Origin of the sequence: Bowmanella yangjiangensis, assembly GCF_017255015.1 — a bacterium.
In the GTDB taxonomy this organism is placed as follows: domain Bacteria; phylum Pseudomonadota; class Gammaproteobacteria; order Enterobacterales; family Alteromonadaceae; genus Bowmanella; species Bowmanella yangjiangensis.
The window spans coordinates 167,295-179,762 of the sequence record NZ_JAFKCS010000006.1 but is presented as its reverse complement, the minus strand read 5'-3'; the positions used below and the strand labels follow the sequence as shown (position 1 = coordinate 179,762).

Genomic DNA, 12,468 nt, shown 5'->3' with positions numbered 1-12,468 from the left:
TCAGCTTGTCAGTCCAACGTCCTATTGATGATTTAAAAAGGCTCTGGAATGCGTTTAACTTTATCCGGGATAGCTAGATCCCTATGATGTTCTTCCATGCCGGGCAGCTCCACTTTGGGAAAGGGGAGTTGCTGGTAAGGCACCAAAGATAAAAGATGGCTGATACAATTCAGTCTGGCCTTTTTATCGTGGTTTGCATCAATAATGTACCAAGGGCTGTCCTCGGTATCTGTGTGTTTGAACATCTCATTACGGGCTTGGCTGTATTCGCGCCAGCGGCTGCGTGAAATCAGATCCATATCGGAAAACTTCCAGCGTTTTAACGGATTATCCAGTCTTTCCTGAAAACGCTGCTCCTGCACATCTGCAGAGACACTAAACCAATATTTCACCAGGCGAATACCTGAGCGGATCAACATACGTTCAAACTCCGGGCACGCGCGCAAGAACTCCTGATGCTCTTCATCATTGCAAAAGCCCATGACCTTCTCTACACCTGCTCGGTTGTACCAGCTTCGGTCGAACAGCACGATTTCGCCAGCGCCGGGTAATTGCTCCACATAACGCTGAAAATACCATTGCTGGCGCTCCTTATCCGAAGGCTTACCTAGCGCCGCAATCCTTACAATACGAGGGTTTAACCGCTCACTGATGGCTTTTATCGCGCCACCTTTACCCGCAGCATCCCGGCCTTCGAAAATCACCACCAGTTTTTGGCCGCTGCTGGCTACCCATTGTTGTAGCTGAATAAGTTCTACCTGCAGGGTTTTTAGCTGTTGCTTGTATTCTTGTTTATCCATTTTTCACTCCTCTTGGTTGTTATACCAGTAGTTGAGTGAAGTCTTAAATTTTTTACCGGTAGGGGCCAGAGGTAAAGGGTGTTGAATATCCATCATTTGGTCTTATGCAAAAGACGGTGGCGCAGTTGTTTCTCGGCCTCCAGCAAAATGAATAACAAGATACCCACAACCAGTATCAGCAGTCCGTCCTGCCAGCTTATACCGCGGGTACCAAAGACCTTTTGTAACGGGGGCATGAAGGTAATAGCCAACTGTGCCAGCACCACGGTGATGACCATTGCCCAGACTATGGGCGTAGCCTTAATTATCTGCCAGTTTAAGCTTGTGCTATAGAGATTGCGGATAAAGAACAGCTGGAAGATTTCCATAACGACCAGGGTGTTGACCGCCATGGTGCGGGTGAGTTCGACCTCATAGCCTTGGCTGGTGCCATAGTAGGAAACCCCAAATACGCCACAGATAAACAGCAAAGTGACCAGGATAATCTGCCAGGCCAGTTCGCCGCTTATCAAGGGCGCACTGCGCGGTCTGGGGGGCCTGGTCATTAAATTGGCTTCGCTTGGCTCAAAGGCTAAAGCAATGCCCAGGGTGACGGCGGTAATCAGGTTTACCCACAGAATCTGGATGGCAGTAATGGGTTGAGTCATCCCCAGCAACAGAGCCAGCACTATAATGCCGGCCTCACCACCGTTGGTTGGCAGGGTCCAGCTGATCACTTTCTTAATGTTGTCATACACAGTGCGGCCTTCGCGCACTGCGGCGGCAATGGAAGCAAAGTTGTCGTCAGCCAGAACCAAATCCGAGGCTTCCTTTGCCGCCTCGCTACCTTTGCAGCCCATCGCAATGCCCGCATCGGCGCGTTTAAGTGCAGGGGCATCGTTTACCCCGTCACCTGTCATTGACACTACCAGCCCTAATTCCTGCAACGCCATCACCAGGCGCAGCTTATGCTCCGGACTGGTACGGGCAAACACATCGACGTCTAAAATCTGCTCGGCCAGGGTGGCTTGGTCCATGACTTCCAATTGCGCACCGGTGAGTACTTTATCAGCCTGTTTCAGGCCGACCTGGGTAGCGATTGCGGCGGCAGTCTTAGCATGGTCACCGGTGATCATTTTTACCCGGATGCCGGCTTGCTGACATTGATGAACCGCCTCAATGGCGTCCTGGCGTGGTGGGTCAATCATTCCTACCAGGCCTAGCAACACCACATCTGCATTAAGATCGGTGAGTTCCAGGGCCAAATGCTGGGCATGAGTAGTTTTTTGTGCCAGGGCGAGCACTCTTTGTCCCTGCGCTGCCAGGCTGTCGGCTTTATCATGCCAGTAAGACGGCACTATAGGTTGTTGCGTATTGTCAGGGCCTCGCTGCCATTGACATAAAGACAAAATCTTTTCCGGGGCACCTTTGAGTAGGATTAGGCCATGTCCTTGATGATCGTGATTAAGGGTTGCCATAAAACGATGGGTAGAATCAAAGGGGATGAGGTCGCTGCGTGTCCAGACTTTATGTTGTGCTTCTGTAAGGCCGCTTTTAGCGGCAAAGGCCAGTAACGCGCCTTCCATGGGATCGCCCTGTACCAACCATTGTTCATCTGCCTTAACCAGTGTGGCGTCATTGCACAGCTGGGCAGCCAGTCCAATGGCAAGGAGTTCGTCCGATGCAGCGACATTGGGGCCTTGCAGTCTGCCAAAAGGCTCATACCCTTCGCCTTCAACCTGATAATCCCCGGCACTTACGGCCGTGCTCACCACCATCATTTCGTTACGGGTCAGGGTGCCGGTTTTATCGGTACAGATCACAGATACGCACCCCAGGGTTTCAATACTGGGCAAACGTCTGACGATGGCATTGCGTTTGGCCATGCGTTGCACGCCAATCGCCAGGGTGATGGTGAGCACTGCCGGTAAGCCTTCGGGAATAGCCGCAACCGACAGCGCCACAATGTTGAGAAACAGGGTTTGTAGTTCATAACCCATCAGGGTGACACCTGAAATCAGCAAGGCGGCGGCCAGCATCAGTATGACCAGGGTCAGCCATTTGGCGAACACGCCCATTTGTTCGACCAGTGGGGTGGTGATTTGGGTAACATCCCTTAGTAAGCCGCTAATCTTGCCTATTTCGCTTTGTTGGCCGGTTGCTACCACTACCCCTGCGCCCTGACCGTTGGTAACCAATGTGCCACTAAATGCCATGCAGGTGCGATCGCCCAGGGCGGCCATAGCATCAACAGCTTGAGTTTGTTTTTCCACGGGTACCGACTCACCGGTCAGCGCTGCTTCCTGAATTTGCAGGCCATGGCAGCGAAAGAGTCTGAGATCCGCAGGCACTTTATCACCCGCTTCCAGTAATACCACGTCTCCCGGTACCAACTGACTGGCCTGGATATGTTGCCGGGTGCCTGCCCGAATCACGGCTGCCTTGGGAGCCAGCAGTTGCCGGATAGATTGCATGGCCTGTTCGGCTTTCCCTTCCTGAATAAAGCCCACCAGCGCATTGACCAGCACAACCGCCAATATGACCAGGCTGTCGGCCACATGACCTAACCACAAGGTAATAACGGATGAGACCAGTAGCACATAAATCAGGATGTTGTGGAACTGCAATATAAAACGCTGCCAGGCCGGCTTGCTCTTAGCCTGTGGGAGCTGGTTAGGACCGTATTGTTGCAAACGCTGTTCTACCTGCGGTGGGGCCAGGCCCTGCTGATCACTGTCAAGTTGCTGCCATAGTTGCTCTATATTGAGCTGATGCCAGTTATCCATGTCGGCTCCTATCGTTTAACCATCCCATCCTTACCTTCGTGGTCGCGCTTACCCCGGTCTACTTTGGTGTTTGTACCCAAGCTCAGTGTAGCCTAACAGCAGTAACAAAAATATGTCGGCATAGGCATTGGCCAGCCCTGTGGTACCATGGCCTCAGGACAATAAAATCAACGCCTTATGCTGCACCTTGTTCAATCAAACAAAATGGAAGTGTTGGCTGCCCAGCTATGCCAGCAGTTAGCCAGTGACAATCGGACCCTGGACAACTTGTTCACCCCTCAGCCTATTTGGGTGCAAAGCCCCGGCATGGCGCAGTGGTTAAAGTTACAGGTGGCAGAGTCCTTGGGCATTGCCGCGAATTTGGAATTTCCATTGCCTTCCAGTTTTATCTGGAATCGTCTGTATCTTAGGTTGTTGCCGGACTTGCCCAAACAGTCGGCATTTACCAAAGACAATATGACCTGGAAGCTGATGGCGATTTTGCCAGACCTTTGCCAGCAGCCCGCCTTCGGCGCGGTAGCGGGCTATCTGGGTAATGTCAGTCAGCCTGAAGGGTTAAAGTTATTCCAGTTGTGCCAGAAAATCGCCGACTTATTTGACCAGTACCTGGTCTATCGCCCCGATTGGTTGCAAAGCTGGGAGCAAGGTGCACGGGTTGACAATCTGCCTGACAGTGAACAGGAATGGCAGGCACAGTTATGGCGTGCGCTGGGCAACTACACCGAATCTTTGGGGGAGTCACCCTGGCATCGGGGCAATCTGCACCATAGTTTGCTGGAAAAGTTGCAGCAGCAGGATTGTCGCAGCTTTTTACCCTCCACTTTACTGGTGTTTGGTATTTCCGCGCTGCCAGCACAGCAGTTGGAAATCTTAGACGCCCTGGCCCGACAGATTGAGGTGGTGATTTTTTGGTTTAACCCCAGCCAGCAATACTGGGGGGATATTGTTGATGAGAAGCGCAAAGCTCGCGCAGAACTGGCAAAGCTGACCCAAGGCAACGATCTGGTTGATTATCTGGATGTGGGTAACCCGTTGCTCGCCTCCTGGGGAAAATTGGGTCAGGATTTTCAGGATATGCTGCTGGAGCGCTCACCCCAGCAACATGACTTATTTGTGGAGCATCCACCACAAAACCTGCTTGAGCATATTCAGCATGAGATCCTTAATCTGACCTTGCGTGGCAGCACCGAGCCGCTAAGCGCCGAAGCGCTGCTGGGGCAGGATAGCTCCTTACCCAGAGTGCAGATAGAGGACACAGACAACAGCCTGATGTTGGTCAGTTGTCATTCCAGGCTGCGTGAGCTTGAAGTGTTACATGATCATTTGCTGGCGTTTTTCCGTGAGCATCCGGATAACCACCCAGGAGATGTTATCGTCATGATGCCGGATGTGGCCGCTTATGCGCCGCTGATCCATGGGGTATTTGGCGGGCACCGTCAGGAGTTATCCGTACCTTATGCCATCTCTGATCGCAGCTTGAGTGAAGAATCGCCGCTGCTGAATAGCTTTATCAGCCTGAATAAACTGCACTTGTCGCGTCTGAGCTTGGCCGAGGTGTTGGATATTCTCGAAGTGCCAGCGATCTTGCGCCGTTTCGAGCTTAGTGACGCCGAGTTTGCACAGCTACGCCGCTGTTTGCTGGATGTGGGCGTGCGCTGGGGCCTGGATGGTGAGGATAAACAGCGCTGGCAGTTACCCACCGATGAACAGAATACCTGGCTGTTTGGCCTCAAACGCTTGATTAGCGGTTACGCCATGCAGACAGAGCTGTATGTGGAATCGCTGCAGGGTAAGACCAATATCATTGCGCCTTATGCTGAGCTGGAAGGCCAGAGCAGCCAGGTACTGGGCAAGCTACTGCTGTTCTTGCAACAACTAACCGACTGGTTGGGTTTCTGCCAGCGTCAACTGCCCTTGGCGGAGCGCATTGACTGGGTACAAATACGCATCGAACAAATGTACGAGATTGATGCGCAAGATGAAGGTGTGTGGCTTGGACTGCGTGAGGCACTAAGTGAATTGGCCGGGCATCATCGGCACTATGCCGAGGCGATTGACCAACAAGTGTTTTGTCAGGCGGTGCAGCAGCGCTTGCAGGAGTCTGGGGTTGGGCAACGCTTTTTAGCTGGCAGTGTGAACTTTTGTACCCTGATGCCGATGCGCAGTGTGCCCTTTAAGCTGGTGTGTTTGCTGGGCATGAATGACACCGACTATCCTCGCCAGGTTACCCCGGTGGGTTTTGATTTAATGCAGCACAGTGCTGGTCGAAAAGGTGACCGTTCACGTCGCCTCGACGACAAATACCTGTTTATGGAAGCCCTGTTGTCGGCACGTCAGCAGTTGTATATCAGCTTTCAGGGACGCAGTGCCAGAGATAATCAGGCGTTGGTGCCCTCGGTTTTGCTGAGCGAACTGCTGGATTATTGCCGCCTGGTATACTGCGATTCGCAAGGTAATCCGCTTGGTGATGAGCTGATTAAGGCTCAGCATCTACAGCCCTTTCATCCTGATTATTTTCAAGTCGAACAGCCGCGTAGTTTTGACAGCTATTTGCTGACACTTGCCAAAGGCCAGTCGCAGCCTCCCGAATCCAAAGCTTTTATGAGCCAAAACCTGGCGACCATCGAGGTTCAAGGTACGTTGGGTTGTGAGGAGCTTATCAGTTTCTTACTTAATCCGGCGCGGGGCTTTTTCCAACTGCGCTGGCAGGCGCGTTTTGGCTATGCAGCAGACAGTTTGGAGGAGGATGAACCTTTTGTACTGGATAGCCTGCAGCGCTACCAACTGCTCGACCGTTTGGTCGCCTGGCAACATAGCCAGGCCAGTGATGAGGTGCTGACTGCCCGTCTGCGTGCCGAAGGTCTGTTACCCGGCGGGCACGCCGGTACATTGGCGCTGCAGGGCGTGATACAACAAGCGAGCACTATACGTGATGCACTTATGCAGTATTGTCTGGATCATCAACCCAAACGCGAGTTACTGCACCTGGAACTGAATGGTATAAGCATGCAGGGCTGGCAGGATCATCTGTATGCAAACCAATTGGTATTGTGGCGGGCGGGTAAAGTGCGAGCCAGGGATAAGCTGTCATTATGGCTGCGTATGTTAATGCTTTGTGCCAACGGCTATCCACTTTGCTCGGCTGTGTATGTCGGTACCGACTCCGGCACATTTGAGCTTAAAGGGATGCCACAGCAGCAAGCCCTTGAACAGCTATCTATCTATGTGCAGGCCTGGCAAAACGGTCATAACCAGCCCTTGTTGTTGCTGCCTGAGTGTGGTTGGTTGTGGCTGGAAAAAGGCGATATGGACAGAGTACTGACCAGCTATATGGGTAACGACTTTGCCAGAGGCGAGGGACAGGAAGCGCATACGGGACGTATTTGGCCGGATCTTGCGATGCATCAGGACGAGTTCATTGCCGTCAGCGACGCCTTGCTTGGCCCTTTATTTAACTGGAGTCAGGCATGAAGCCACTTGATATCGCCAGTTTCCCCCTATCCGGTCAATCACTGATCGAAGCCAGCGCGGGTACAGGTAAAACCTTTACCATAGTGCGACTGTACTTACGTTTGTTATTGGGCGTGGGCTGTGCGCCATTGAGCGTTGAGCAAATTCTGGTGGTGACCTTTACCAATGCCGCCACCGCCGAATTGAAAAGCCGCATCCGCGCTATTTTGGCCAAGGCTAATTTGGATATGCTGATTGGTCAGAGCGACGATCCTATTATTGCTGGTTTGATTAAGCAGGTGGACGATAGGACGCTGGCGTGCAGGCGTCTGCAACTGGCAATGAGGCAGATGGATGAAGCGGCGGTGTTTACTATCCATGGATTTTGTCAGCGTGTATTGACCCGTCATGCATTTGAAAGCGGTAGTCGTTATCAACAGGAGTTGATCCTGGATGAGTCACAACATTTACATCAAGCCATCAAAGACTTTTGGCGGGTCAGAGTATTGCCGTTATCCGCCCCGTTACTGGAAGTGGCACTTGGCCTCTGGCCTCAGCCATTAGCCTTGTTGGGACAGGTGCGTAGCCTGCTGAACCAGCCATTCAGCAGTCAGGATAAGCCCGTTGCCCTGGAAGAAATATTGGCAAAGTTTCAGTGGTTAGTGGCGGATACTAAAGCCTGGTGGCGAGACAACCAGGTATTGGAACGCTTGTGGCAGGCCAATCTGAATAAACGCTCGCGTCTGGGCAAGGGTGATGTGCTGACGCAGATGGACAGTTTTTGTGCCGGTAATGGGCTGTTTTTGCAACAAGGGGCTGAGTTTGCGGATTTCCTGCCAGAGAAAATCGCCAAGGCGCTGAGTAAAAGCAGTCCGGATATATCTGACCTGGATTTTGCCCGTTTTGAGCAATTAGTGAGATTGCAGGAGCAATTGCAACAAGGGGTTAAGGTTACCCTTTGTCTGGAAGCCATTGACTGTCTGCGCAGGCAGGTGGCGAGCAGCAAATATGCTTCGAATCAGTGGAGTCCGGATGATTTGCTCAATCATCTGGCGCTTGCCCTGCAAGGTGTGAATGGCCAGGCCTTACAGGAGGCCATACGACAGGCTTACCCGGCGGCCATGATTGATGAGTTCCAGGACACCGATGAGGTGCAATACCAGATTTTCAATCAGTTGTATCCGACTGGGGCGACCCATTGCCTGATTATGATTGGTGATCCCAAACAGGCTATTTATGCCTTTCGTGGTGCCGATATTTTTACCTACATGCAAGCCAAACAACAGGTGGGCGATGGGCGCTGTTTTACCCTGGAAACCAACTGGCGCTCAGAGCCTGGCATGGTGGAAGCCGTCAATCAGCTGTTCAGTCAAAGCCCACAAGGCTTTTTATACAACCAGGAGATCCCGTTTTTACCGGTACGCTCGGGTCAGAGAAGCAAGCAATTATTGCTAGACGGCGAGCCGCAGACCGGCCTGGTCTTCCAACATTTAAGCAGTGACAAACCACTGGGCTTTAGCGTCGCTCAACAACCCCTGGCGGAACATTTTGCCGCGCAGATTGCTGATATGTTGGCATGGGGGCAGCAAGGTCGGGCGCAGATAAAACAAGGCAGCGAACATCGCGCTGTTCGCCCGGCTGATTGCGCGCTGTTGGTCAGAGACAGATTCGAAGCGCAACTGATGCGCGATGCTTTGGCGAAGTTGCAGATTGCGTCAGTGTTTCTGGTCAGAAAAAGTGTCTTTTCCACGCAAACCGCCGCTGATTTGTTACTCATATTACAGGCAATCCATGCGCCCAGTGAAGAAGCGCTGGTCAAATCTGCCATGCTGACCGAGTTGGTGGGACTGAGCAGTGCGGAGTTTGAAGGCTGGCTGGCAGATGATAGCCGCTGGCAGGAATTGCTTGGGCAATTTTATCATTGGCAACGCTTGTGGCAACGCCAGGGCATTGCCAGTGCTTTGGCGCAAATGCAGCAACAGCTGGGGCTGATGTCATCACTGCAGGCACGTTTTGATGATGGTCTACGACGCATCACCGATTTGCGCCATTTGTTTGAACTTTTACAACAGCAAAGCCAGATTTTACAGGGCGAAAGCCAGTTATTGCATTGGTTTGCCCAGACCTTGCTTGAACCCGATGATAATCATGAAGGTCAGCAGTTGCGCCTGGAGACAGATGACAACCTGGTGCAGATAGTCACTATGCACGCCTCCAAAGGGCTGGAATACCCGCTGGTATTTATGCCCTTTGCCTGTCGTTACCAGAAGCGGCTGGATCCCTTGTATCACGATGACGAGCGTCGTTTGTGGGTGGATTTTCTGGGCCGTGAAGACAGCCTGGCAAAAGCTAGCCGGGAAAAGCTCGCTGAAGACATACGTTTGCTGTATGTGGCCCTGACCCGGGCCGAGCATTGGTGCAGTGTGGGGGTGTTCGACACCACGGCCGGTGGCCAGAGTCGAGGCTCGGCGCTGACCTCAACTGCCTTGGGTGCCTTATTGTTCGGGCCTGGCACTGAACTGGCTGCAGGTGAATTAGGCAACCGCCTGACCAATCTGGCGGATGGAAACTATGTGCATTATCAGCCTATGGGGCAGGCCGAGCCTGAACTTTATAAAAATCTGGCGACAGCGCCTCAGCCACTGGACTGTGCCAGAGTGGGGCGAAGCTTACGTCAAAGCTGGCGGTTAACCAGTTACTCCGCCATCAGTCAGCAGCAGGATCATTTGCCCGCACCGGGTCATGATGAAGGGATGGCGCCGCTTTCTGCGGTGCTGGATAGCCAGCCAACAGAGGATCGCTTCGGTTTTATCAAGGGCGCTAAAGCAGGCTCATTCTTACATGGGGTGCTGGAACTGCTGATGATGGATGATAATCCCCAGTCAGGGGACAAAGTCACGGAAGCACGCCTATTGGAGAGTGTTCAGCAGCAGGCTGAATTATATGGCGTTGAGCCGCGCTGGCATGAGGTGGTGACGGAGTGGTTGTGGGATGTGTTGCATACCCCACTGATGCTCGATTCACCGCTCAGATTGGCGGATATTCATCAGGCGCGAGTAGAACTAGAGTTCCATCTGCCATTGCATCAAGTGCAGGCGCATAAATTTAACCATATTTTGCAAGCGCATATGCCGCAGATGTCAGCGCGTTACGACTTTGAGACCTTGAGCGGGATGCTCAAGGGCTTTGTGGATCTGATTTTTATTCATGACGGTAAGCTGTATGTGGCGGACTATAAATCCAACCATCTGGGTAATGATTTTCACCACTACGATCAAGACAGCATGCGACAGGCGATGCTTGAGCATGATTACCAGTTACAGGCGGTGCTGTATTGCCTGGCCTTACATCGCTGGCTACAAAGCCGCTTGAGTGAGTATGACTACGATAAACATGTGGGTGGCGCTTGCTATTGGTTTTTACGTGGCATGAGTCAGCACCAGCCTGGACAGGGAATTTTCCAGTTGCGGCCGGATAAAGCCATGATCCTGGCGCTGGATGCCTTGTTTGCTGGTAAGCAAACAACCCAGGGGGAAATGGAGCAGCTTAGTTTATGTTGAATTCGACCTCCTATCTTAAACCTCTGTTGGATCCCAGCCTCAGCCCCCTGGCATTTACCGGGCTGGATTTGGGCCTTGGGGATTTTATCGCCGAACGCGAGCAGCAGGTTGGTGAGCAACATGCCAGACAAATGGGGCTTTTGGCCGCCATCCTAAGTCAGCAGCTAAGCGCTCAGCATGTGTGTGTGCAACTGGACGAGCTGGTACGCCTGTACAACCTTTGTGTGCCGGTGCTGGCTGAGCCTTTACCTATGCTATTTACCTCACAGCTACAGGAACTGCTCGAAGAGGCGGTAACCCTTGGGAAGGTTGAACAGGGGATTTCTCAGCAAGCTTTGCCCCTGATCCTGGATGGTCAGGCCCTGTACCTGCAACGTTATTGGCACTATGAAGTGACCTTGGCCGAACAGCTCAAACAGTTGGCGTCGGGTCAGTTTAGTTTCGATCTGACTAGCGGTAAGCAGCTGCTGGCACAGCTTTTCAGCGAGGAAACGCAGGGCACGGACTGGCAGAAATTGGCGGTGATCTTGGCAGCCAGCAAACAGTTTTGTGTTATCACCGGTGGGCCTGGAACAGGCAAAACTACCACAGTGACGCGTCTTATGGCGCTTATTCAGGGGCTATGCGAACAAGCCGGTCAGCGTCCGCTACGCATAGTTTTGGCCGCACCCACGGGTAAGGCGGCAGCCAGGCTGAGCGAGTCCATTACCCTGGCGAAGGCGCGATTACCGCAAAACTTGCGACAGCATTTACCTAACGAGGCGGCAACCTTGCACAGGTTGCTGGGTTATCAGGTGGGTAAAAGCACATTCCGACATCATCAGGACAATCCGTTATCACTGGATATGCTGATCCTGGATGAAGCCTCCATGGTGGACTTACCCATGATGGCCAAACTGCTGGCGGCCATGCCTGCTCACGCGCGTTTGGTGATGCTTGGCGATCGCCAGCAGTTGGCATCGGTTGAGGTGGGGTCAGTGCTGGGGGATATCTGCCAAAGTTTACCGGAGGGGCTGTGGCAAGCCGAACAGGGCCAATATGACGCGAACACCACCTCAATGTTAAATCAGCTTGGTGAGGTGAATCTGTTGGCAGCTGACGCGGCGCTGAGCCTGGTTCAGAACAATCTGGTGATGCTTAGAAAGAGTCACAGATTCACGGCGGGTAGTGGCGTTGGTCAATTGGCCCGCGCCATCAATAACGGACAAACCGGGGCGGTATTCAACTGCCTCCAAGACCCGGCATTAACCGATGTCAGCTGGTTCAATCGTGCCGATACTGCCCAGGTGGTGGATTTAATCTGTCGCTTGCTGCAGGACTATATGTCTGCGGTGGCTGAGAAAAATATTCAGGCGGCCTTTACGGCCCTGATGAATCAGCAATTGCTCTGTGCCACTCGTCGCGGGCCTTGGGGTGTTGAACAGTTTAATGCGCGTATAGAACTGGAACTTACGCGCCGCGGTATGATTAAACCCATTCAGGAGCTGTATCCGGGCTGCCCGTTGATGGTCAGTCAGAATGATTATCAGGTCAGGGTGTTTAATGGTGATATCGGTATCTGTATGCCGGATCAGGACGGTTTACTGAAAGTCTGGTTTATGCAGGCGGACAGCAGTGTCAGAGCGCTGTTACCCAGCCGTTTGCCAGCCTGGCAAAAGCTCTATGCCATGACCATTCATAAAAGTCAGGGCTCGGAATTTGAGCACGCCATTATCTGTTTACCTCAAGGTCAGTCCAGCCTGATCAGTCGTGAATTGTTGTATACCGGCATTACCCGGGCCAAACAGCAGGTTAGTGTGTTTGCCGATGAAGCTAACGTAAAAGCGGCGGTCACTGCACATTGTCAGCGTGGTTCTCGCCTGGCCGCCAGGTTATCCGTGAACGGATAACCTG

At 52.6% G+C, this 12,468-nt stretch carries 5 protein-coding genes; 3 read left to right on the top strand and 2 right to left on the bottom strand.

From position 1 onward, the window contains the following. Window positions 1–32: 32 nt before the first annotated feature. A complete protein-coding gene (ppk2, locus tag J0A65_RS08755; RefSeq protein WP_206593786.1) occupies window positions 33–800 on the bottom strand; it encodes a polyphosphate kinase 2 in 768 nt (255 codons plus the stop codon). A gap of 92 nt (window positions 801–892) precedes the next feature. Beyond that, a complete protein-coding gene (locus tag J0A65_RS08750; RefSeq protein ID WP_206593785.1) occupies window positions 893–3,565 on the bottom strand; it encodes a cation-transporting P-type ATPase in 2,673 nt (890 codons plus the stop codon). Window positions 3,566–3,742: 177 nt separating this feature from the next. Between J0A65_RS08750 and recC the strand changes: the two genes are divergently transcribed. From recC to recD, 3 genes are read left to right on the top strand one after another with little or no spacing between them, the layout of a single operon-like run. Continuing rightward, the gene (recC, locus tag J0A65_RS08745; RefSeq protein WP_206593784.1) at window positions 3,743–7,036 is read left to right on the top strand and encodes an exodeoxyribonuclease V subunit gamma; all 3,294 of its coding nucleotides are present in this window, start codon (window positions 3,743–3,745) and stop codon (window positions 7,034–7,036) included. Further along, window positions 7,033–10,575 carry an exodeoxyribonuclease V subunit beta gene (recB, locus tag J0A65_RS08740; protein ID WP_206593783.1) on the top strand — a complete coding sequence of 1,181 codons (3,543 nt, stop codon included), beginning with the start codon at window positions 7,033–7,035 and terminating at the stop codon, window positions 10,573–10,575. The genes recC and recB overlap by 4 nt, the downstream gene beginning before the upstream one ends. Beyond that, complete coding sequence (gene recD / locus J0A65_RS08735) at window positions 10,569–12,464, top strand: exodeoxyribonuclease V subunit alpha (RefSeq protein WP_206593782.1); 1,896 nt, start codon at window positions 10,569–10,571, stop codon at window positions 12,462–12,464. The genes recB and recD overlap by 7 nt, the downstream gene beginning before the upstream one ends. The last annotated feature ends 4 nt before the right edge of the window (window positions 12,465–12,468 follow it).